Genomic DNA, 20,636 nt, shown 5'->3' with positions numbered 1-20,636 from the left:
CATAATTCGCTGCTGTCGCTGATATCGGGCCGTAACAGTTCGGACGGGAAGGGAGGCCGCTGATGCGCTACATCTTCGCATTGTGGGCCGCTCCAATGGCGCTGTTCTGGGGCTGGTTCTACCTGTCGCTCAACGACATGAATTTCGGCTATGTCATGCTCACCCGGCAACTGCACGATTTTGTGTTCCAGCTCTACGGCCAGATGCTCGGTATCGATCCGGCGATCATCCCCGGCATGGTGGCAAAAGCCTGCATATTCGACGGCCTGCTGCTGGTCGCGATATGGGTATTCCGCCGCCGTCGCGAAATCTGGGGCTGGATCAACCGGCGCCGGGCGGTTCAGGTTCCGTTCGAGAGGCTGCATCGAGTGACTGAAGCCGGTCCAAAACTCCCTGCAGAATAAAAGCGGCCGCCGCCGAATCGATCTTGCCGGCGCGTTTGGCGCGCGAGAAATCCATCTCGATCAAGGTGCGTTCGGCCGCCACCGTCGACAGCCGCTCGTCCCAGAACACGAAGGGCAGGTCGCTGAGTGGCGCCATGTTGCGCACGAATGCGCGCGATTTCTGCGCGCGGGGCCCCTCTGACCCATCCATGTTTATCGGCAGCCCGATCGCGACCGCGCCGACATTCTCTTTCCGCAGCAGGGCCAGAAGCGCGGCGGCATCGAGCGAGAATTTTCGCCGCATGATGACCGGACGCGGATGGGCGAAGGAGAATCCCTGGTCGGAAACCGCGACGCCGATCGTCTTGTCGCCGAGATCAAGCCCCGCAAGCGTCCTGCCAGCGGTGAGCCGGTCCGGCAATTGCTCGATCGTGATGACAGCCAACGGCTTTCCCTTGTCTTTTCGGCAACGCGCATCTTTCCGGGCGCGGCGAGCACTATACCCTTTGATCTCGGGGCCATCGGCGTTCTATCCTCTGGCGAGCCAAAAATCGAGGAATGCAATTCATGAAACTGACCTGGTACGGCCATTCGGCCTTCCGCATCGAAACCGGCGACGCCAAGATCCTCATCGACCCTTATCTGATCGGCAATCCGTCCTGGACAGGTGGTTGGGAAGGGCCTGCGGAGGGGATTACGCATGTGCTGCTGACGCACGGCCACAACGACCATATCAGCGGCGCTCTGGAAGTGCTCGGCAAGAGCGGCGCGCAACTGGTCGCCAATTTCGAGATCTGCATGTATCTGGTCGGCAAGGGCGCCGACGGCAGCAAGATCAATCCTGGCAATATCGGCGGCACCGTCGATTGCGGCGGCTTCACCACCACTTTTGTCCAGGCGGTCCACTCCTCCTCGTTTGGCGAGGACGGCGGCAAAAATGTCTATCTCGGCAATCCGGGCGGGCTGGTCCTGCATTTCCCGGATGACAAGACGCTCTACCACATGGGCGATACCGATATCTTCTCCGACATGGCGCTGATCAATGAGTTGCATGAGCCCAAGATCGGCATCGTGCCGGTAGGCGATCGCTTCACCATGGGCGGCGCGGTGGCGGCCCTGGCCTGCCGGCGCTTCTTCAATTTCGACACGGTTGTCCCTTGCCATTTCGGCACGTTTCCGATGATCGATCCGACACCGGAGAAGTTCGAAGCCGGATTGGAAGGCTCGGGTGTCAAGATCGCATTGCCCGGGATCGGCGAGACGATTACCATCTAGACAAAATGGAATGAAACCATGGCGTTGAGGCGATCTCTTTGCGTGTCGATGCTTGTCGCGGCGTCGTCTCCCGCGCTCGCCGCCGATGATTTCATCGAAGGGGTCTATCTTCAGTCCGAGGAGCTTTGCGCGCAGGCCAGGAAGGACACGCTGCAGACACTGATCGATACCGGCAACATCGTGCTCTCGGCGCACGGGTTGCAAGGTGTCGAGTACAACTGCGAGTTCGTCCAGATCAGCAAGGCGGCACGCTCTCCAAGCTGGGCGGTGACGGCCGTCTGCCAGGAGCCGGGCTATGTCTTTCCCGATGTGCTTTCAGTTACCCGGGTCAGTCCGACGCAACTCGATCTCGTGTCGGTCCGGCCTATCGATGACGAAAGCGAGGCGAGAGGCAACAGCGGCAGCTACTATCTGTGCGAGGGTGTTGCCCCGCCATGAGACTGCTGAATCGTGTGCAGTCGCTTTTTCGCCGTGAGCGGCCAGTGTTCCCAAAACTGGAACTGCATGTCGCGCACGGTTGCAATCTGTCCTGCGAAAGCTGTTCACATTACTCCAACCACCGTCATTCCGGAACCGTCTCGCTCGAAGAGGCGGACCGTTGGATGGGGTTTTGGAGTCGGCGCGTATCGGTAACCTGGTTCAATATCCTGGGCGGAGAGCCCACCATACACCCGCATCTGCCCGCCTTCGTCGGGCTTGTGCGGCGGCACTGGCCGGACGCCACGATAGAGATCGTCAGCAACGGCTTTTTCCTGCACCGTCACCCGACATTGCCGGCAATTCTCGCCGCCGATCGGGACGCCCGGCTGACGGTCTCGGTTCATCATGATTCGGAGGAATACCGGGAGAGACTGAAGCCGGTTTTCGATCTCCTGGATGCGTGGCGCCAGGAGCATGGGTTGCGCATCGACATTCGCCCGTCCAACAAGAACTGGACCCGGCGCTATCAGGGCTTAGGCGACGCCATGATGCCCTTCGAGGACGGCGATCCTCGCGCCAGTTGGGAAATCTGCCCGGCTCGCCACTGCAAGCAGCTCTACCAGGGGCAGATCTGGAAGTGCGCGCCGCTGGCCTACCTGCCGATGCAGAAGGCGAAATACCGCTTGTCGGAGAAATGGGAACCTTATCTCGCTTATCGGCCGCTTGAGCCTAGTTGTTCCGAGGTCGAGTTGAGGGCATTCGCTGCGCTGGAGGATGAGGACGTCTGCGGCATGTGTTCGGCAAAGAAGCGGCTGTTCGAGTTGCCCGATCCGCTGCGCCCCCGGAAGGCTCCGGTCAGCGCTGCGATTTGATCTGCGGCCCGACGAGCAGGCCGGCAACCGCCGTAGCCCCCATATCTCTGCGAGGGCGTCAATTTGCCTTGATCGTTGAGGATCGTTCCCGAACTCGGGGCGATACGGAGAGCGATTTGAACAGGGTTTCGAAGCTGAGTGCGGTGCTGTTGAACTCGGTTTTTTTAGGTCTCCTTTTGCCGTCCGGCAAAGCAACTGCCTGTGCAACCATGCACGATCTTGACCTGAACTACTTCAGCAATGCGCAGGTCGTCGTCCGCGCCAGGATGATATCCTATCAACCCGTATTTGACCCGGAACTCCAGAAGCGGCGGCGCGATTTTCTCGAAGCGATAAGCAAGGAAGGCTCCGGGCGGCTGGCGGATAAGCTATCGGATCGGTCGGCTGATAGCATTCGGATTAAGCTTGAAGTCGTAGAAACGATCTCCGGCGATCCGCGATTGCACAGTTGGGAGGCAAACTGGGTCCATTCGACATTCGGTATGGCGGAGCAATGGACCGGTCCGCAAAATGTCATCGTCGGTTTGCGCGCCGCCATCGATCGCCATGGAATGCCGTTTGTTCAGGTTGTCCAGCAACCTTGCGCGCCGACGATGATCCTTGGAGACAACCCCGAAAACCGCAAGGCGGTCATCGACGCCATTGCAGCGCAAAGCCGCAGACGTGCAGGCTATGTCTTTCAGTGAGATGTAGCTGATTGGTACCACGTGTAACCGAACTGGCACCAATATGTTGCGCGCGCCGCTCTGCGCCGCTATAGCGCGATCTGGTTTTCCCCGAGGCAAGAATATGTCCGTTGACGTCAAGACTGTGAAGCGCGTCGCGCGTCTCGCCCGCATCGCGGTGAGCGAGGAAGATGCAGAGCGCATGACCGGCGAGCTGAACACCATTCTGGGTTTCGTCGAGCAGCTCAATGAAGTCGATGTTTCCGGCGTCGAGCCGATGACCTCGGTGACGCCGATGGAGATGAAGAAGCGGCAGGACATCGTCACCGACGGCAACAAGGCGGCCGATATCGTCGCCAACGCGCCGGCGACCGAAGAGAACTTCTTCCTCGTGCCGAAGGTCGTGGAGTAGCGGGCCGATGGCAATCGAGATCGCCGTCGAGACGCCGCTGCAGGACGACGTGCGCGGCCTTGTCGCGGAACTCAACGCGACCTTGCTCGAACTGACGCCGCCGGAACATTGCTACCACCTGACCGTCGAACAGATGGCGGGCAAGGACACCACCGTCTTCATCGCGCGTGACGATGGCGTTGCCATTGGCTGCGGCGCGCTCAAGCGTCACGGCGTCGAGATCGGCGAGGTCAAGCGCATGTACACGCGGCCTACCCATCGTGGCCGCAAGATCGGCGCCAAGATCGTCGAACGCGTCGAGGCGCTGGCCCGTGAAGAGGGGTTGAAGCGTCTGGTACTGGAGACCGGAGACCGCCATCCGGCCGCCTGGACCGTTTACGAGCGCGCCGGATTTTCACGCTGCGGCCCGGTGCTGGATTATCCCGACTCCGAGTGGTCGGTGTTTTACGAAAAGAGCCTTTGATGAGCGACCTGACCCGACTGACGATTTCGCAGGCCCGCGCCAAGCTGCGCGCCAAGGAAATTACCGCGACCGAGATCACCGAGGCTTATCTCCAGGCGATCGATCGCGCCAATCCGGCGCTCAACGCCTATGTCGCGGTGACCGGCGACAAGGCGCGCGACATGGCCAAGTCATCCGATGCCAGGCTGGTGAAGGGCGAGGGCGGCGCGCTGGAAGGCATTCCGCTTGGCATCAAGGACCTGTTCGGCACCGAAGGTGTCCATACCCAGGCCTGCAGCCATGTACTTGATGGTTTCAAGCCTCGCTATGAATCGACCGTCACCTCTAATCTGTGGGCCGACGGCGCGGTCATGCTGGGCAAGCTCAACATGGATGAGTTCGCCATGGGCTCGTCCAACGAAACATCCTATTACGGCCCGGTCATCAATCCGTGGCGGCGCTCGCGCCTCGACACGGTGGTGATGCCGACGACGCACCAGGGCGACGGCGGCTTTGTTTCTGCGGGCGGCAGCAAGACGCAGCGCAGTCTGGACAATGCGCAACTGGTGCCGGGCGGCTCTTCCGGCGGCTCCGCCACCGCCGTCTCTGCCTTCCTGTGCGCCGGCGCCACAGCCACCGATACTGGCGGTTCGATCCGCCAGCCTGCCGCCTTCACCGGCACGGTCGGCATCAAGCCGACCTATGGCCGCTGCTCGCGCTGGGGGATCGTGGCCTTCGCTTCGTCGCTGGACCAGGCCGGACCGATCGCGCGCGACGTGCGCGACGCCGCGATCCTCTTGAAGTCCATGGCTTCGGTCGACCCGAAGGACACCACCTCCGTCGACCGGCCGGTGCCGGATTACGAGGCGGCGATCGGCAAGCCGATCAAGGGCATGAAGGTCGGCATTCCCAAAGAGTATCGCGTCGACGGCATGCCCGAAGAGATCGAGGCGCTGTGGCAGAAGGGCATTGCCTGGCTGAAGGACGCCGGCGCCGAGATCGTCGACATTTCGCTGCCGCACACCAAATACGCGCTGCCGGCCTATTACATCGTGGCGCCGGCCGAGGCGTCGTCCAACCTGGCGCGCTATGACGGCGTCCGCTACGGCCTGCGCGTGCCGGGCAAGGACATTGTCGAGATGTATGAGAAGACCCGGGCCGCCGGCTTCGGCCGCGAGGTCAAGCGCCGCATCATGATCGGCACCTATGTGCTGTCGGCCGGCTATTACGACGCCTACTACCTGCAGGCACAGAAGGTGCGCAACCTGATCAAGCGCGACTTCGAGAACGTCTTCGCTGCCGGCGTCGACGTCATCCTGACCCCGGCGACGCCGTCCGCCGCCTTCGGCATCGCCGACGAGGACATGGCCGCCGATCCGGTCAAAATGTACCTGAACGACATCTTCACCGTGACCGTCAACATGGCTGGGTTGCCGGGCATTGCCGTGCCGGCCGGGCTCGACCCCAAGGGATTGCCGCTCGGCCTGCAACTGATCGGCAGGCCGTTCGAGGAAGAGACGCTGTTCCAGACCGCGGCCGTCATCGAGCAGGCGGCCGGCACGTTCCAGCCGGAAAAGTGGTGGTAGATGGCTAAAGTTGCCAAGGTAATTGTCAGAACTATCCCACGAAAGCATAAAGAAATTCATGAGTATGAACTTCTGTGCTACGACGATGGCCTTTTCCCGATTTACAAAAAGATCATCTCCGCACGGAAAACAGAAGACTTTTTGGCAAGACGGCCTTCTTCGATAGATGAGGCCGCGACTTTGATACTGAATGGCCATCCAGCTCGCTTTGTCGCTAATGGGCCGACCTATTTCGGGCCCTCTGTGCTCTCACTGAAGAAACACAATGTCATTGTGGAGTATTCGGCCTAGCGAGGTCGGATAACGATGTTCTTCTATCTGTCGAAGATATTCTGGTTCTTCATCCAGCCGATCAACCTGGCGATCTTCCTGCTGTTGGCGGGCCTGATCTCGGTGACGATCGGCCGCCGGCGGCTGGCTGTAACCGGTAGCGTTCTAGCGTTTCTGATCCTGGCGCTGTCGGCGTGGACCTCGCTCGGCGCCATGATGCTCAATCCGCTCGAGGAGCGTTTCCCCAAACCGCCATTGCCGCAGAAGGTCGACGGCATCGTCGTGCTCGGCGGCGGCTTCGAAGGCGCCATCAATCTCGCGCGCGGCGGCTATGAATTGAGCACCAGCGGCGACCGCATGGTGGAGACGGCGATCCTCGCCCGGCGCTTCCCGCAGGCAAAGGTGGTCGTGTCCGGCGGCAATGGCTCGCTTTTCCTGGAGGGCGAGGGCGACGCCGACACCGCGCCCCGTCTGCTCGTCCCGCTGGGTGTGTCGGCCGATCGTCTCGTTCTTGAGGACAAGTCCCGCAACACCTATGAAAATGCGATCTTCAGCCGCGAACTTGTCAAGCCGAAGCCGGGCGAGACCTGGCTGTTGGTGACATCGGCCTTCCACATGCCGCGCGCCAAGGCGCTGTTCGACAAGGCAGGTTTTCCAACTGTCCCATGGCCGGTCGACTATCGCACGTCCGGCAAGGAAGGTGTCGGCATGTTCCGCGACAATCCGGCTGATTCCCTGGAGAATACGACCATGGCGATCCGCGAATGGATCGGACTGCTAGCCTATTGGCTTTCCGGCCGCATCGATCAGCCCTTTCCGGCGCCGGGCGGCTGACCGATGACGGCGCGCCGCGCCGCCGAGAAGAACTGGCGCCGCACCAGCACGGCCAGAAGCAGCACCGTCGAGAGCACGAACACCACCGGATCGACGAACCAGCCGAGATAGCCGATCGAGAAAAACACGCCACGCAGGCCGGAGTTGAAATGCTTGCCGGCCAGCATGTTCATCTGCGTCGCGCGCCACACGGCTGTCTGGCTGGCTGGACTACGTGAGGCCTCTCCATGGGGGATCGGCACGGCGCCGATCAGGATCGAACAGTAGTTGAATAGCCGGTAGGCCCAGCCGAACTTGAAGAACGAAAAAGCCAGGATCAGCACCAGTCCCAGGACCTTTATCTGGAAAGCCGGCCGTGACGGTGGGCCGCCCAGGGGCAGATTGCTCAAGACCTCGAGCACCCGGTCGGACGCGCCGAGCAGCGCGAAGCAGCCGCCGAGCGCGATGAGCGAACTGGAGGCGAAGAAGGCGGTGCCTTGCTGCAGGCCGCTCATGATGGCGGTGTCGACGATGCGGATTTCGCGCTCCGCCATGGTGCGCATCCAGGCCTCGCGCTGCGCGTTCATGGCAGTCGTCAGCGACATGCGGCTGACCAGCCTGCCGTCCGAGGCGAGCGTGTGCAGCACCCATGCCAGCAGGAAGAACGCAAGCGCGGCGATATCGGCCGTCGACAGGTAGGAGCTGCCCATTGGCTCAGGTCGGCAAAGCTTCGGCGGGTTCCGTCCGCAAGGCCGCGACGACCATGTCGGTCGTGGTGACCCATCCCAAGGCATTCTCGAAATTCCACAATGTCGACTGACGATTGAAGTCCGGACCCGAATGGTTCATTGCGTCCTCGACCAGGATCGGCCAGAACTCCCGCGAGTAGGCGTCTCGCGCGGTCGCATCGACGCAGATGTTGGTGGCGACGCCTGTGAAGAGCAGGTAGCGGGTACCTCGGGTCCGCAGATAGGCCTCCAGCTCGGTGTCGCAAAAGCCGCTGTAACGTGACTTGCGGATCACCTTGTCGCCGGCTTCGGGCTTCAACGCATCCACGATCCGCCAGTCCCAGCTGCCGTCGATCAGCAGTTTGCCATGAAGTTCGGGACGCTCGCGCATCATCACCATCCCCAATTCCTTGTGGTGGTTGGGGGAGGATATGTCCCCTCCATCGCTGAGGTCGGGTTTGTAGGACATCTGGAGGTAAACCACCGGCACGCCGTTTTCGCGGGCGGCGGCCAGCAGGCGCTTGTTGGCTTCGATGGCTGGCGCCGCGCCTGAAATGTCTATGCCCGCAAGGTCGAACATGCCGCCTGCCGAGGCAAAGGCGTTCTGCATGTCCACGACGACCACGGCTGTCCGGGCGGGGTCGATGCGCACAGGTTTGGGTCTGGCTTTCAACATGAACATAACATCCCCCTCGGCAAGCTTGGACCACGCTGGCGCGTCCGGTGCAGAATAGCCGCGCCGGGATGGTCGGGCAATCAATGTCGCTGCCGGAGCAAACAAGGTCGGCGGATGCCGCGCCGCGATTGTCAAAAGAGCGGAAACATCCCGCGAATTCCTATATGTAATTTCCGACGCACGACCCAGGAGACAACGTGTTCCTTTCGGTTTTCGACCTGTTCAAGATCGGCATCGGCCCCTCGAGTTCGCACACGATGGGGCCGATGACGGCCGCGCGGCGCTTTCTCGACGAGGTTGCGGGGGACGACTGGCCGCGTCCGACCGGCGCCAAGGTTGCCCGCATCGGCGCCAGCCTGCACGGCTCGCTCGCCTATACCGGCATCGGTCACGGCAGCGACCGCGCCGTCATCCTGGGACTTGCCGGCCAGACCCCGCAGACGGTCGATCCCGACCAGGCGGATGGTATCGTCAGCCGTATCGCGGCCGACAAGGCGATATCGCCGCCCGGCCATACCTCCTACCGCTTCGATCCGGCGACCGATCTGGTGCTCGACCGCAAGACGCCGCTCACCGGCCACGCCAACGGCATGGCGTTCTACGCCTACGATGCCGGCGGGCGCCTGCTGCTCAAGCGCATCTATTATTCGATCGGCGGCGGCTTCGTGGTTTCGGAAGAAGAGCTGCAGCGCATGAAGGCCAAGGGCTCGGTGACGACGGAAGGCAAGAAGGTGCCGTACCCCTTCAAGAACGCCGTCGAGATGCTGAAGATGGCCGCGAAAAGCGGTCTTTCCATCGCCGAGATGAAGCGCGTCAACGAGGAGACGCAGATGTCGCGCGAGGAGCTCGATGCCGGTCTCGATGCCATATGGGGCGCCATGAAGGGCTGCATCGACCGGGGCCTGTCGCAGGATGGCATTATGCCGGGCGGGCTGAAGGTGCGCCGACGCGCCCGGCAACTCCACGACAAGCTGCAGGAACAATGGCAGCAGAATCGCCCGAATCCGCTGCTCGCCAATGACTGGCTCTCCATCTATGCCATGGCCGTCAACGAGGAGAATGCGGCCGGCGGCCGCGTCGTCACCGCGCCGACCAATGGCGCGGCCGGCACGCTGCCCGCGGTGCTGCGCTACTGGCTTCATTTCCATCCCGAGGCCGATCAGCCGAGCATTCGCGACTTCCTGCTGACGGCCGCCGCTGTCGGCGGCATCATCAAGTCCAATGCATCGATCTCCGGCGCCGAGGTGGGTTGCCAGGGCGAGGTGGGTTCAGCCTCTGCAATGGCCGCGGCGGGGCTCTGCGCCGTCATGGGCGGCACGCCCGAGCAGGTCGAGAATGCCGCCGAGATCGCGCTCGAACATCATCTCGGCATGACCTGCGATCCGGTCGGCGGCCTCGTTCAGGTGCCGTGCATCGAGCGCAATGCACTCGGCGCCGTGAAGGCTGTGACGGCCGCGTCGCTGGCGATCAAGGGCGACGGTGTCCATTTCGTGCCGCTCGACGCGGCGATCGAGACCATGCGCCAGACCGGCCTCGACATGAACGAGAAATACAAGGAAACCAGCCTCGGCGGCCTGGCCGTGAATGTCGTGGAGTGCTGAGCGGCGGCGGCCTCGATCCGGCTATTCGCCTCCCGGTCAGGGGATGCGCCTGGCGCGATAGTCCTGACCGTCCTGATGGATGGTCAATCGCTGGGCGTCGGTTGAACCGTCGGTGTCGAACGTGAACACCGAATCGAACGCGGTCGTAAAGAAGTCCCGGTCGCTTTGCGGAAACAGTTGGAATTTCGCCTGTCCCGTCGCCTGCGAAAACAGATTTCCGCCTTCGTTCGAAATGTGAAGGACTGTGGTCGGGTTCAGTCGATAGTTTCCGGTAAAGCGGTCCAGCAGCCTTGGATCGATCGTCGCCAGTTTCCGCTCTTTTCGGACCCAGTCAGGCCATTGGTATTCGGCGGCGATGCTTTGCATGATCTCGGCGACCAGCACGTCGCCCTGATCGCCGTTTGTCATCACGATGGCGCCGTCGCCCGTTTCACCGGCGATCATCGAACTGATGAAACCCGCATTGACACCGTCATGGCCGAAACGGCGATGTGGCGGCGAGCTTCGGACGATGAGGCCCAGCCCGTAATTGCCCAATCCCGGGGTCAGCATTTGAATGACCGCCGGTTGGGAAAGGACCGGCATTGGCCGCCCCGCCCAGGCATCGAGCAGGGCCAAGTCGAAACGAGCCAGATCGGTCGGCGTCGTCCACATGCCTGCTGCGGCCAGTTCCGGATAGATGTGGGGACCGCCGGCCACGGGATCACCAGTTACGGTGTGAGGCATGGCGGCGTTGCCGAGCTCCCCGGCGGGCAGGGGCTGGCGATAGCTGGTGCGGGTCATCCCAAGCGGCGCAAGCACCATCTCATCCAGCAATTCGGCGAATGGCTTGCCGGTGACATCGATCAGCAGCTGCTGCACGATCGTATAGCCGCCGCCGGAGTACCGGAAGCGAACGCCCGGCCGCTGGTCGACGACAATGGGAGGATTGTTCGCCGGCGGAACGCCGTTCAAGACCTCGATGAGAGTGGGAACCGGCGTCCCGGCCTCATATCCGGCAAAGCCATGCACGGTCGTCCCGGCGGAGTGGCTGAGCAATTGCCGAAGTGTGACCTTCTCCTTGTCGGTGTAGGAATTCGCCGGAACCTTCCAACTCCTGAGATAGGAGTTCACGTCGGCATCGAGGTCGAGCCTTCCTGCCTGAACCAAAGCCAGAACCGCCATTGCGGCAACCGGCTTGCTGATTGATCCCGCCTGAAACAGCGTGTCCGGTCCGATCGCATGGCAATCATTCGTGGTGAGCCCGAAACCGCGCGCCCATTCAATGCTCCCGTTGTGGATGACCGCGACGCTGACGCCGCAAACATGCAGCGCCGTCATCCGGTCGGCCAGCGTCGCAAGAGGTTGGCCGGCAAATCCGATCGGCGGCCGGAGTCCAGCAAGAACCCGCTGGATGCGCCCTTCGATATCGGCGCCGGTTGTCTTCATCGGCGTTTTTCCATTGGCGGCGGCAATCCCGCTTTGACCTCTGACATCCGTGGTGATGGCGGATAGCGTCAGCGCCGCTGCCAGAAGCACGCTACGCCGATCCAGCCCTTGCTGGTTTCGGTCATGTGCCAAGATGACGATCACTCCGCATTTCGCCAGCATAGTCGCGGCGACGCGCCTCGCCACATCTTTCATTCCTGCTATCTAGCGTGCCAGGCTATCCCGCTGGCACTGTGGAGAACTCGTCCAGGCGGTTGACGCGTTCGCCCGCCGGATTAAATCTTCCGGCATGGCTCTCAATCTCTTAAAGCTCTGCGTCGGCTGTGACAGCGTCGAGGATCTCGAAGAATGGATCGAGTTTCGCCTTGATGAGCGCCGGCGGGCCGGTGAACCTGCCGAGCACTGGCACACGACCCGCATGGTGCCGACGCGCGGCGACGAGGTCACGGACGGCGGCTCGCTCTACTGGGTGATCAAGGGCAGCGTGCAGTGCCGCCAACTGATCACCGAAATCCGGCCCTTCACCGATGGCGAGGGCATCGGCCGCTGCCATCTGGTTCTCGACCCGCAAGTCGTGCGCACCGACTGGCAGCCGCGCCGGGCCTTCCAGGGCTGGCGCTATCTGAAGCCGTTGGACGCGCCGCTCGATCTCGGCAAGGGCAAGGCAGGATTGGTCGAGATGCCGCCGAAACTCAGGCGCGAGCTTGCCGATCTCGGCTTGCTGTAGGTCGGCAGGCCAAACCGCGGCCCATCTCCGTTACGGCCCCCTTTTCTGGCCCTAAATCTGGGCTGGCGCTGGACTTGCAAGCCGCGCGGCAACGCCACATCTTGAAAGTCGTGCGCGGGAAGCCCGTTGGGTTCGACAAAATCGCGGCGGCGAAGTCTGTCCGCGTCGCGGCCGTTCTGTAAGGGCAGGCCATGATTCCGGCGCAGAAAAAGTGTTGAAGTACATCGCGTGGCTATCCAGGTGGACGCAGGCCCGCGGGGCGGTAGGGAATGTTAGGCGCAATTATCGTTCTTGTCGCATTGTTGCTGGTGCTGCTGATCGCAGCCACGGCTTTCCTTCGCGCCGATCCGGGCAAGCTGGCAAACGACATGAGGACAGTTGGGCCGATCCTGCTGGGGCTCGTGGGCGGCGCCGTGCTGGTGGTCGGACGTAGCGGGATCGGTGGCATCATCCTGTTCGTTGCGGTCGCATGGTACGGCGCCACACGCGCAAACCGGCCGAATGCCAGGCTGACATCCGCAAAACGCTCGACAGTACGCACCGCTGCGCTCGAAATGGAGCTTGACCACAATACCGGCGGCCTCGAAGGACTGGTTCTGGCCGGCCGCCATGACGGCAAGATGCTCGGCTCGATGGGCCTTGCCGAGTTGCAGCATCTTTATCGCGAACTCTCCGGCGATGCGGAGAGCCGCCAGTTGCTAGAGACGTATCTTGACGGCAGATTTCCCGTCTGGCGCAAAAACACTGAGGCGAACGGTGGCGAAAGGCTGGGTGTTGCGCCAGGTCCGGGCGCCATGACTAAGGAGGAGGCCTACAAGGTCCTTGGTCTTGAAGCGGGGGCCGCCGCGGCGGATGTCCGCAAGGCGCACCGCCGCCTGATGCAGCGCCTGCACCCCGATATCGGCGGCACGTCTTTCCTGGCGGCGCGGATTAACGAAGCCAAGGACGTCTTGCTCTCCAATCACGACTAGTCTCCTTCGACGCAGAAAATTTCCGGGAGATCGTTTTCCACGCTGTCCTACTGTTGGACGGCGTAGCACTCGATTTTCTTCTTCTTCAAAGCGGTGCAGGCCTTCCAGGCGGCGTCCTTTGACCCGAACCCGCCGAAACGGGCGCGGTAATAGGTGACGCCGTCCTTGTCGAAGGCGACGGTAAAGCCGGACGCATCAGCAAGAACCTTGGGTGCCTGCTTGGTGGTCTTGTCTAGGAAGGCCTGGGCCTCGGACTGCTTCGGCGACGAAGCGACCTGAATGGCCCAGCCCGACGGCACGGAAGCGGTTTTCACCGGATCGACCGCCTGCGGCGCAGGCTCGGCATAGGCTGCCACGACCTGGGCCGTCGCGACCTTGGGGGCGGAGACGATGACCGTCTTCACCTTCCTTGCCGGAGCAACCAGCTTGGGCGCCTCGGCCTCGGCGCTGTCCTCGTCCTCGCTGTCGCCCTGGGCGATGGTCGCGTCGTCGGCTGCGGCGGTATCGGCTTCCGCCACGGCCACGGGCTTCTCATCGGGGGTCGGCGCATCGTGCTTGGGCAGCAAGACCTTGGCGAGCGCTTTGATCGGATTGCTGTCGGCCTTGGCGACGAGATCGCCGCCGCCACGGGTCGAAGCCCTCGGCATGTAGGTGTTGATCAGGCTTGCCATCTGGTTGTCGCGGCTGCCGCCCGATGTGCCGCCCATGACGACGGCGACCAGGCGGCGGTTGCCGTCGGACACCGACGAGACGAGGTTGAAGCCGGAAGCCCGGGTATAGCCGGTCTTGATGCCGTCGACACCCTTGATGCGGCCGAGCAGGCGGTTATGGCCGTTGATGCGCTGGCGGCCATAGAGAAAGGAGCGCTGCGAGAAATAGCCGTAATACTGCGGGAAATGCTCCCTCAGCGCGATGCCGAGCGTGGCCATGTCGCGCGCGGTGGTGAACTGGCCGGGGTCGGGCAGGCCGTTGGCGTTGCGGAAGACGGTGCCGTTCATACCGAGCTGCCGCGCCTTGGCGGTCATCATGCGGGCGAAATTGGTTTCGTTGCCGCCGATCATCTCGCCGAGCGCTGTCGCCGAGTCGTTCGCCGACTTGGTGACCATCGACAGGATGGCGGTCTCGACCGTGACCGAACCGCCTGGCTTAACGCCAAGCTTCGTCGGCGCCTCGGCGGAGGCCTTGGACGAAAACACGACCGGCGTGTTCTTGCTGATTTTGCCCTTCGCGAGAGCTTCGAAGGTCAGGTAGAGCGTCATCATCTTGGTGAGCGAGGCGGGATAGCGCCTGCCGTCGGCATCGGCCGAATAGAGCACCTTCCCGGTCTTGGCATCGACCACGATGGCCGCCGACCGCGCGGCGAACGACGAAGCGGCGCCGGCGACGACGAACGTCACCGCCATGGCGATGATCATGATCGTTTTGAGAGGGGAGATGGATTTGGAAACGATGCCCGACAACGCCTGACGCACTGGTAGTTCCTTTGAATTTCTCGTTGCGTTGGAGGCGGCAAAGGGATCCTGCCTCACTTCCGGCCAAGCTACCGGGGCAGCGTTACCAATCCGTTTATGGTAACCGCCGTGTTCACCATTTTGTTCGGGCTTGAAGCTCTCTTTATTTGATTTTTAGCAGTTGGCCGCGCAGCCGGCGGTGGCCCATTTGAAAATGTTGACTTTTGTGCGCCGCACAATATATTAGCGTGCATTGCACAAGAGCGCCCCGAAGAAGGACGCTTCAACCGTCAAGGGAATCGCGAAATGACCCAGACCTATGAAGACCTCAGCAAATTCGGCAAGGAGTTCACCGACACCGGATTGAAGAGCTTTGCCTCTCTGTCCAAGGGCGCTCAGGCGATCGCCACCGAGGCCGGCGAATACACCAAGAAGAGCTTCGAAGCCGGCAGCGCCGCTGTCGAGAAGCTGTTCTCGGCCAAGTCGCTGGACAAGGCCATCGAGATCCAGTCCGACTACGCCAAGCAGTCCTATGAGGCGTTCGTCGCCGAGGCCACCAAGATCGGCGACCTCTATGCCGAACTCGCCAAGGAAGCCTACAAGCCGTTCGAATCGATCGTTGCCAAGGCGAAGTAATTTTCGCCTGACAGTTTGAGATCCGGCCCTTTGGGGTCGGGACAGAACCCGGTCGCGCTTACGCGGCCGGGTTTTTTCATGCCGATTTCCGGTCCGCGGCAGCGTACCGCTTCACGATTGCGAAAATCCGCCACGTTGGTCACCTAGCCATATTGTCAGCTAACCAGAAGGGCTTAAAATCGTCCATCGAACACCTACATGTCGAACTCGCATGAGGATTCGAAAGAGGCAGGATTACGTGACGATCGGTTTGACTGCCACGCGATATGTGGCGCGGATGCAAAACGGCGGCGGTGACGGCAATGATGCCGGCCGCGGGACGGCCGTTATCACGCGCACCAAAACCAAGACCAAGAAGCCCAGCCTTTATCGGGTCCTCATCCTCAACGACGACTACACTCCGATGGAGTTCGTGGTTCACGTGCTGGAGCGTTTTTTCCAGAAGGACCGCGAAGCCGCCACACGCATCATGCTTCATGTTCACAATCATGGAGTGGGCGAGTGCGGGGTCTATACATTCGAGGTGGCCGAGACCAAAGTGTCTCAGGTCATGGATTTCGCCCGACAGAATCAGCATCCGCTGCAATGCGTGATGGAGAAGAAGTGAGGTAACATGCCGGCTTTCTCCCAAGGCCTGGAAAAGGCGCTTCACCAGGCGCTGACGCTCGCCAATGAGCGGCACCATGAATATGCAACCCTGGAACATCTGCTGCTCGCGCTCATCGACGATACCGAGGCCGCCGCCGTCATGCGCGCCTGCAATGTCGATCTCGATGAGCTCAAGCACACCGTTCTGACCTATATCGACACCGAACTCGACAATCTGGTTACGGGCTACGACGAGGATTCCAAGCCGACCGCCGGCTTCCAGCGCGTCATCCAGCGCGCGGTGATCCACGTGCAGTCGTCCGGTCGCGAGGAAGTGTCCGGCGCCAATGTGCTCGTCGCTATCTTCGCCGAGCGTGAAAGCCACGCCGCCTATTTCCTGCAAGAACAGCAGATGACCCGTTACGACGCGGTCAACTACATCTCGCACGGCATCGCCAAGCGCCCCGGCGCATCGGAAACGCGCTCGCCGCGCGGCGCCGATGACGAGCAGGGCGGCCAGAACGGCGCTGAGCCGCAGGAGGAAGGCGGCAAGAAGAAGCAGCAGCAGGATGCGCTGACGGCTTATTGCGTCAATCTCAACAACAAGGCCAAGGCCGGCAAGATCGACCCGCTGATCGGCCGCGAAAGCGAGATCAACCGCACCATCCAGGTGCTGTGCCGCCGCTCCAAGAACAATCCGCTCTATGTCGGCGACCCCGGCGTCGGCAAGACCGCGATCGCCGAGGGCCTGGCCAAGCGCATCGTCGAGGGCGACGTTCCGGAAGTGCTGCACAATGCCACCATCTTCGCGCTCGACATGGGCACGCTTTTGGCCGGCACGCGCTATCGCGGCGATTTCGAGGAGCGCCTGAAGCAGGTCGTCAAGGAGCTTGAGGACTATCCGGGCGCCGTGCTGTTCATCGACGAGATCCATACGGTGATCGGTGCGGGCGCGACGTCTGGCGGCGCCATGGATGCGTCGAACCTGTTGAAGCCCGCGCTGTCGTCGGGTGCGATCCGCTGCATCGGCTCCACCACCTACAAGGAGTTCCGCCAGTTCTTCGAGAAGGACCGCGCTCTGGTGCGGCGTTTCCAGAAGATCGACGTCAACGAGCCGACGATCGAGGACGCCATCGAGATCATGAAGGGCCTGAAGCCCTATTTCGAGGAGTTCCACAAGGTCAAGTACACCAGCGAAGCGATCAAGGCCTCGGTCGAACTGTCGGCGCGCTACATCAACGACCGCAAGCTGCCTGACAAGGCGATTGACGTGATCGACGAGACCGGCGCCTCGCAGATGCTGGTGCCGGAAGCCAAGCGCAAGAAGACCATCGGCATCAAGGAGATCGAAGCCACGATCGCCACCATGGCGCGCATCCCACCGAAGACGGTTTCGGCCGACGACGAGAAGGTGCTGCAGGGCCTCGATATCGAGTTGAAGCGCGTCGTCTACGGTCAGGACACGGCGATCACCGCTCTGACCTCGGCGATCAAGCTGGCGCGTGCCGGCCTGCGCGAACCGGAGAAGCCGATCGGCTCCTACCTGTTCTCGGGTCCGACCGGTGTCGGCAAGACCGAGGTCGCCAAGCAATTGGCTGCTTCGCTCGGTGTCGAGCTGATCCGCTTCGACATGTCGGAGTACATGGAGCGCCACACAGTCTCGCGGCTGATCGGCGCCCCTCCCGGCTATGTCGGCTTCGACCAGGGCGGCCTGCTGACCGATGGCGTCGACCAGCATCCGCACTGCGTGCTGCTGCTGGACGAGGTTGAGAAGGCGCATCCGGACCTGTTCAACATCCTGTTGCAGGTCATGGACCACGGCAAGCTGACCGACCACAACGGCAAGCAGATCGACTTCCGCAATGTCATCCTGATCATGACCACCAATGCGGGCGCATCGGATGCGCAGCGCGCGGCGATCGGCTTTGGTTCGACCAAGCGCGAAGGCGACGATGTCGAGGCGATCAACCGGCTGTTCACGCCGGAGTTCCGCAACCGTCTCGACGCGATCATCCCGTTCGGCTCGCTGCCGGTGCCGGTCATCCATCAGGTGGTGCAGAAGTTCGTCATGCAGCTGGAAGCCCAGCTTTCCGAGCGCGGCGTCACGTTCGACCTGTCGCCGGACGCGATCGCCTGGCTGGCCGACAAGGGCTATGATGAACGCATGGGCGCCCGGCCGCTCGGCCGCGTCATCCAGGAGCACATCAAGAAGCCGCTGGCTGACGAGGTGCTGTTCGGCAAGCTCAAGAAGGGCGGCACGGTGCGTGTCACCGTCGAGAAGAAGGAAACCGGCGAGACCGGCCTGAAGCTCGAATCGCTCGCCGACGAGGCGCCGGTGCAACCGAAAAAGGAAGAGCCGGAAGACGCGCCCAAGCCGCGCAAGGCCGTGGCCAAGAAGCCCGCCGCCAAGAAGGCCGTGGCGCAGAAGCCGGAGCCCAAGGGCAAGGATGGCGGCAAACGCAGCCTCGTGCCGCAACTGCCTCGCAAGGGCTGAGCCCCGTCGAAAATCGGAAAGAGCCCCGGCAACGGGGCTTTTTTCATTTGGGAGGTAGCCCATGGCAGGTCAGATCATCATCCTCAACGGTGCACCGCGATCGGGAAAGTCGAGCATCGCGCGAGCCATTCAGGAAAGCTTCGATGGCGCGTGGATGAACCTGGGCGTCGACAGCTATGAGCAGGTCACGCCGCCGCGACTTCGCCCGGGAATCGGATTGCGTCCTGGCGGAGAGCGGCCCGACCTCGAAGCCTTGGTGCCGCGTTTGTATGCCGCCCTCTACGAATCGATCGCGGCCCATAGCCGGCTGGAACTGAACGTCGTCGCCGATGTCGGCCACCACGACGCCTATTCTAGGCCCCTCGGCTGCCTCGCCGATTGCATGCGTCGGCTCGCCGGCCTGCCGGTGTTGTTCGTCGGTGTTCGTTGTCCCATTGACGTCATCATGGAAAGGCGTGCCGCCGGCGAACCGGGCAGGGCGTATGTCACCGGCTCATCAGACGATCCCCTGCCTTTGCCGGTGCGCTTGTGGCAGGAGGAGGTGCACCGACCCGGCACTTACGATCTGGAAGTCGACACCTCGATCCTGCGTCCCCAGCAGTGCGCCGATGAGATACGTAAGAGGATTCTAATAAAGGAAGCATAGTAGAAGGCGTAGTTACCGTGGTATCCTATTCCAACACTGCGGTCCGTACCTTCTGATGACATTACCAGCAGCGTTTTTCACCCTGAATTAACTCCGGGTGGTCATGTTGCCGGCATGATCTTGTTGCCCGCGGAACGGACGATATTCGCTATAATTTTAGCGTTGGTGGCTGTTTGCTTGTTTCTTGCCTGGGACAAGGAAATCACCGTTGCGCTCGATAGCCACAGCTTTTCCATCGGCTTTGCGGTCGTGATGGTCTTGCTTGGGCAATTTTATCGTCAGGTCCGTCGAGCCGAGCGGATTGCGCTTACCGCGCATGCCCTTGCCTTGTTCATCCTCTTTTCGGTGGTTGCCTCGCTCTTCAACCTTCTGCTTCTGCCGCGATACTCACCTCCGATCGACGCCACCCTGGTGGCGATCGACGCTTGGTTTGGCTATTCTTGGCCGGATGCCTGCGCATGGATCTCTCAATACCCGTTGCTTTCCGACATTCTCAGGCAGGTCTATGCCCTGACACTGGTCCAGATTCTGTTTGTCTTTCTCTTTCTGGGTATGGCCAAGGATCGGCGGCAATTGCATGCAGCCATGTTGGCGACTGTGTTTGCCGCGCTGGTCACCATCTTCTGCTGGGCGCTGCTTCCGTCCAGCGGGGCGTCCGCGTACTGGACCCTGGATCCCGAGATCGACCGTGTTGTTCGCCCGATAGTCAGTTCCGCTTACGGAGCGGAACTGAATCGTATGCTCGTTGACGGCATCAAGGACATTTCGGCCATACACGTTACAGGCTTGATAGGGTTTCCTTCATTCCACACCGTCATGGCGCTGATGTCCCTTATGGCGATCTGGCCGTATTTTTTCGGGCGTTTGGGGCTGATCCTCGTCAATGTCGCGCTGTTGCCGGCAATCCTCATCCATGGCGGGCACAATCTGATGGATGTCTTCGGCGGTGTTGTGGTCACGATCGGATGCTGGAGATTGGGCATGCGCGCATTCGAAGCGCAGCAACGCCGGTCGTGCTCCAGCGGCACATTGGAAGCGCCGGCGGCCCAGGGCTGAGCGTTACTGCTGCTTCAGCGCCGTCCGTATCTTTTCGGCGTTCTCGGCCAGAACCTCGGGTTTCTCCATCGCGCCGCTATGCGGCTTAAGCGGGATGCCGTCGAAACGGGGTATGACATGGACATGCAGGTGATAGACGGTCTGGCCTGACGCGGGCTCGTTGAACTGCATGATCGTGACGCCATCGGCATCGAGGGCTTTCCTGACCGCGAGCGCCACCTTCTGAACGACGGTGAAGAGCGGTCCGAATGTCGACGGCGCGGCGTCGAGCAGGTTGCGCGACGGTGCTTTCGGCACCACCAGCGTGTGGCCTGGTCCCTGCGGCATCACATCCATGAAGGCAATCACGGCTTCGTCCTCATAGACACGGTGCGAAGGAATCTCGCCGCGCAGGATTTTCGCGAAGATGTTGTCGGTGTCGTAGGTGGTTCCAGCCATGGCCGCACTCCGGATTGTGCCTCACCGTCCGGTGTAGCGAAGCGGCTCCAAAGCGGCA

General features: G+C 61.8%; 24 protein-coding genes. 18 read left to right on the top strand and 6 right to left on the bottom strand.

Going from position 1 to position 20,636, the window contains the following annotated elements:
- The first annotated feature begins 62 nt into the window (after nt 1-62).
- A complete protein-coding gene (locus tag J0I79_RS14650; protein WP_292859667.1) occupies nt 63-404 on the top strand; it encodes a DUF6105 family protein in 342 nt (113 codons plus the stop codon).
- Here the strand turns inward: J0I79_RS14650 and ruvX are convergent.
- Complete coding sequence (gene ruvX, locus J0I79_RS14645; protein ID WP_292859664.1) at nt 322-828, bottom strand: Holliday junction resolvase RuvX; 507 nt, start codon at nt 826-828, stop codon at nt 322-324. The genes J0I79_RS14650 and ruvX overlap by 83 nt on opposite strands.
- A gap of 122 nt (nt 829-950) precedes the next feature.
- Between ruvX and J0I79_RS14640 the strand changes: the two genes are divergently transcribed.
- The 9 genes from J0I79_RS14640 to J0I79_RS14600 all read left to right on the top strand — a co-directional run bounded on the left by J0I79_RS14640 (nt 951) and on the right by J0I79_RS14600 (nt 7,159).
- Nucleotides 951-1,658 carry a metal-dependent hydrolase gene (locus J0I79_RS14640; RefSeq protein WP_292859661.1) on the top strand — a complete coding sequence of 236 codons (708 nt, stop codon included), beginning with the start codon at nt 951-953 and terminating at the stop codon, nt 1,656-1,658.
- Nucleotides 1,659-1,676: 18 nt separating this feature from the next.
- Nucleotides 1,677-2,096, top strand: a complete 420-nt coding sequence (locus tag J0I79_RS14635; RefSeq protein ID WP_292859658.1) for a hypothetical protein — start codon at nt 1,677-1,679, stop codon at nt 2,094-2,096.
- Nucleotides 2,093-2,950, top strand: a complete 858-nt coding sequence (locus J0I79_RS14630; protein ID WP_292859655.1) for a radical SAM protein — start codon at nt 2,093-2,095, stop codon at nt 2,948-2,950. Before J0I79_RS14635 ends, J0I79_RS14630 begins: the two co-directional genes overlap by 4 nt.
- Nucleotides 2,951-3,066: 116 nt before the next feature.
- Entirely contained in the window at nt 3,067-3,636 is a 570-nt protein-coding gene (locus J0I79_RS14625; RefSeq protein ID WP_292859652.1) for a hypothetical protein, read from the top strand.
- Nucleotides 3,637-3,739: 103 nt separating this feature from the next.
- Complete coding sequence (gene gatC / locus J0I79_RS14620) at nt 3,740-4,027, top strand: Asp-tRNA(Asn)/Glu-tRNA(Gln) amidotransferase subunit GatC (RefSeq protein ID WP_292859649.1); 288 nt, start codon at nt 3,740-3,742, stop codon at nt 4,025-4,027.
- Between the two features lie 7 nt (nt 4,028-4,034).
- A complete protein-coding gene (locus J0I79_RS14615) occupies nt 4,035-4,490 on the top strand; it encodes a GNAT family N-acetyltransferase (RefSeq protein ID WP_292859646.1) in 456 nt (151 codons plus the stop codon).
- Nucleotides 4,490-6,055 (top strand): amidase family protein, encoded by a 1,566-nt coding sequence (locus J0I79_RS14610; RefSeq protein WP_292859642.1) that lies wholly within the window; start codon nt 4,490-4,492, stop codon nt 6,053-6,055. Before J0I79_RS14615 ends, J0I79_RS14610 begins: the two co-directional genes overlap by 1 nt.
- The gene (locus J0I79_RS14605; protein WP_292859640.1) at nt 6,056-6,346 is read left to right on the top strand and encodes a hypothetical protein; all 291 of its coding nucleotides are present in this window, start codon (nt 6,056-6,058) and stop codon (nt 6,344-6,346) included.
- A 15-nt stretch (nt 6,347-6,361) separates the two neighbouring features.
- Nucleotides 6,362-7,159, top strand: a complete 798-nt coding sequence (locus J0I79_RS14600) for a YdcF family protein (protein ID WP_292859637.1) — start codon at nt 6,362-6,364, stop codon at nt 7,157-7,159.
- Here J0I79_RS14600 and J0I79_RS14595 read toward each other — a convergent pair.
- Both J0I79_RS14595 and J0I79_RS14590 read right to left on the bottom strand, forming a co-directional pair.
- Nucleotides 7,132-7,848, bottom strand: coding sequence for a DUF599 domain-containing protein (locus tag J0I79_RS14595; RefSeq protein ID WP_292859634.1), 717 nt, complete (start codon nt 7,846-7,848; stop codon nt 7,132-7,134). The two genes, J0I79_RS14600 and J0I79_RS14595, sit on opposite strands and share 28 nt — an antisense overlap.
- 4 nt (nt 7,849-7,852) lie before the next feature.
- Nucleotides 7,853-8,677 (bottom strand): isochorismatase family cysteine hydrolase, encoded by an 825-nt coding sequence (locus J0I79_RS14590; protein ID WP_292859631.1) that lies wholly within the window; start codon nt 8,675-8,677, stop codon nt 7,853-7,855.
- Between the two features lie 62 nt (nt 8,678-8,739).
- On the opposite strand from J0I79_RS14590, the gene J0I79_RS14585 reads away from it, so the two are divergent.
- Nucleotides 8,740-10,143: an L-serine ammonia-lyase gene (locus J0I79_RS14585; protein ID WP_292859628.1), complete on the top strand. Its 1,404-nt coding sequence runs from the start codon at nt 8,740-8,742 to the stop codon at nt 10,141-10,143.
- A 36-nt stretch (nt 10,144-10,179) separates the two neighbouring features.
- Here the strand turns inward: J0I79_RS14585 and J0I79_RS14580 are convergent, their stop codons facing one another.
- Nucleotides 10,180-11,766 (bottom strand): serine hydrolase, encoded by a 1,587-nt coding sequence (locus tag J0I79_RS14580; RefSeq protein ID WP_292859625.1) that lies wholly within the window; start codon nt 11,764-11,766, stop codon nt 10,180-10,182.
- Nucleotides 11,767-11,860: 94 nt separating this feature from the next.
- On the opposite strand from J0I79_RS14580, the gene J0I79_RS14575 reads away from it, so the two are divergent.
- Together J0I79_RS14575 and J0I79_RS14570 are read left to right on the top strand one after the other, a co-directional pair.
- The gene (locus J0I79_RS14575) at nt 11,861-12,298 is read left to right on the top strand and encodes a DUF1489 family protein (RefSeq protein WP_292859622.1); all 438 of its coding nucleotides are present in this window, start codon (nt 11,861-11,863) and stop codon (nt 12,296-12,298) included.
- 269 nt (nt 12,299-12,567) lie between these two features.
- Nucleotides 12,568-13,269: a DnaJ domain-containing protein gene (locus tag J0I79_RS14570; RefSeq protein ID WP_292859619.1), complete on the top strand. Its 702-nt coding sequence runs from the start codon at nt 12,568-12,570 to the stop codon at nt 13,267-13,269.
- 47 nt (nt 13,270-13,316) lie between these two features.
- On the opposite strand, the gene J0I79_RS14565 is transcribed toward J0I79_RS14570, so the two are convergent.
- Nucleotides 13,317-14,741, bottom strand: a complete 1,425-nt coding sequence (locus J0I79_RS14565; RefSeq protein ID WP_292859616.1) for a D-alanyl-D-alanine carboxypeptidase — start codon at nt 14,739-14,741, stop codon at nt 13,317-13,319.
- 285 nt (nt 14,742-15,026) lie between these two features.
- On the opposite strand from J0I79_RS14565, the gene J0I79_RS14560 reads away from it, so the two are divergent.
- The 5 genes from J0I79_RS14560 to J0I79_RS14540 all read left to right on the top strand — a co-directional run bounded on the left by J0I79_RS14560 (nt 15,027) and on the right by J0I79_RS14540 (nt 20,140).
- Nucleotides 15,027-15,356 carry a phasin family protein gene (locus tag J0I79_RS14560; RefSeq protein WP_292859613.1) on the top strand — a complete coding sequence of 110 codons (330 nt, stop codon included), beginning with the start codon at nt 15,027-15,029 and terminating at the stop codon, nt 15,354-15,356.
- A 277-nt stretch (nt 15,357-15,633) separates the two neighbouring features.
- Nucleotides 15,634-15,963: an ATP-dependent Clp protease adapter ClpS gene (gene clpS, locus J0I79_RS14555; RefSeq protein ID WP_292859670.1), complete on the top strand. Its 330-nt coding sequence runs from the start codon at nt 15,634-15,636 to the stop codon at nt 15,961-15,963.
- A 6-nt stretch (nt 15,964-15,969) separates the two neighbouring features.
- On the top strand, nt 15,970-18,438 hold the full coding sequence (gene clpA, locus J0I79_RS14550; RefSeq protein ID WP_292859610.1) for an ATP-dependent Clp protease ATP-binding subunit ClpA: 2,469 nt from the start codon (nt 15,970-15,972) through the stop codon (nt 18,436-18,438).
- Between the two features lie 61 nt (nt 18,439-18,499).
- Nucleotides 18,500-19,084, top strand: coding sequence for a chloramphenicol phosphotransferase (locus J0I79_RS14545; protein WP_292859607.1), 585 nt, complete (start codon nt 18,500-18,502; stop codon nt 19,082-19,084).
- 177 nt (nt 19,085-19,261) lie between these two features.
- Nucleotides 19,262-20,140, top strand: a complete 879-nt coding sequence (locus J0I79_RS14540; protein ID WP_292859604.1) for a phosphatase PAP2 family protein — start codon at nt 19,262-19,264, stop codon at nt 20,138-20,140.
- Nucleotides 20,141-20,143: 3 nt separating this feature from the next.
- Here the strand turns inward: J0I79_RS14540 and J0I79_RS14535 are convergent, their stop codons facing one another.
- Nucleotides 20,144-20,578: an HIT family protein gene (locus tag J0I79_RS14535; protein WP_292859601.1), complete on the bottom strand. Its 435-nt coding sequence runs from the start codon at nt 20,576-20,578 to the stop codon at nt 20,144-20,146.
- Nucleotides 20,579-20,636: the final 58 nt, after the last annotated feature.

It is taken from the genome of Mesorhizobium sp. (assembly GCF_017306585.1).
In the GTDB taxonomy this organism is placed as follows: Bacteria; Pseudomonadota; Alphaproteobacteria; order Rhizobiales; family Rhizobiaceae; genus Mesorhizobium.
This window is presented reverse-complemented; position numbering and strand designations above follow the sequence as displayed.

Bases quoted from the DNA above. Each gene is read 5' to 3' on its own strand.
- J0I79_RS14635 (WP_292859658.1), top strand. From the start codon at position 1,677: ATGGCGTTGAGGCGATCTCTTTGCGTGTCGATGCTTGTCGCGGCGTCG.
- J0I79_RS14570 (WP_292859619.1), top strand. From the start codon at position 12,568: ATGTTAGGCGCAATTATCGTTCTTGTCGCATTGTTGCTGGTGCTGCTG.
- J0I79_RS14560 (WP_292859613.1), top strand. From the start codon at position 15,027: ATGACCCAGACCTATGAAGACCTCAGCAAATTCGGCAAGGAGTTCACC.
- J0I79_RS14545 (WP_292859607.1), top strand. From the start codon at position 18,500: ATGGCAGGTCAGATCATCATCCTCAACGGTGCACCGCGATCGGGAAAG.
- J0I79_RS14535 (WP_292859601.1), bottom strand. From the start codon at position 20,578: ATGGCTGGAACCACCTACGACACCGACAACATCTTCGCGAAAATCCTG.
- clpS (WP_292859670.1), top strand. From the start codon at position 15,634: ATGCAAAACGGCGGCGGTGACGGCAATGATGCCGGCCGCGGGACGGCC.
- J0I79_RS14595 (WP_292859634.1), bottom strand. From the start codon at position 7,848: ATGGGCAGCTCCTACCTGTCGACGGCCGATATCGCCGCGCTTGCGTTC.
- J0I79_RS14575 (WP_292859622.1), top strand. From the start codon at position 11,861: ATGGCTCTCAATCTCTTAAAGCTCTGCGTCGGCTGTGACAGCGTCGAG.
- gatC (WP_292859649.1), top strand. From the start codon at position 3,740: ATGTCCGTTGACGTCAAGACTGTGAAGCGCGTCGCGCGTCTCGCCCGC.
- J0I79_RS14630 (WP_292859655.1), top strand. From the start codon at position 2,093: ATGAGACTGCTGAATCGTGTGCAGTCGCTTTTTCGCCGTGAGCGGCCA.
- clpA (WP_292859610.1), top strand. From the start codon at position 15,970: ATGCCGGCTTTCTCCCAAGGCCTGGAAAAGGCGCTTCACCAGGCGCTG.
- J0I79_RS14615 (WP_292859646.1), top strand. From the start codon at position 4,035: ATGGCAATCGAGATCGCCGTCGAGACGCCGCTGCAGGACGACGTGCGC.
- J0I79_RS14605 (WP_292859640.1), top strand. From the start codon at position 6,056: ATGGCTAAAGTTGCCAAGGTAATTGTCAGAACTATCCCACGAAAGCAT.
- J0I79_RS14610 (WP_292859642.1), top strand. From the start codon at position 4,490: ATGAGCGACCTGACCCGACTGACGATTTCGCAGGCCCGCGCCAAGCTG.
- J0I79_RS14650 (WP_292859667.1), top strand. From the start codon at position 63: ATGCGCTACATCTTCGCATTGTGGGCCGCTCCAATGGCGCTGTTCTGG.
- J0I79_RS14600 (WP_292859637.1), top strand. From the start codon at position 6,362: ATGTTCTTCTATCTGTCGAAGATATTCTGGTTCTTCATCCAGCCGATC.
- J0I79_RS14580 (WP_292859625.1), bottom strand. From the start codon at position 11,766: ATGAAAGATGTGGCGAGGCGCGTCGCCGCGACTATGCTGGCGAAATGC.
- J0I79_RS14640 (WP_292859661.1), top strand. From the start codon at position 951: ATGAAACTGACCTGGTACGGCCATTCGGCCTTCCGCATCGAAACCGGC.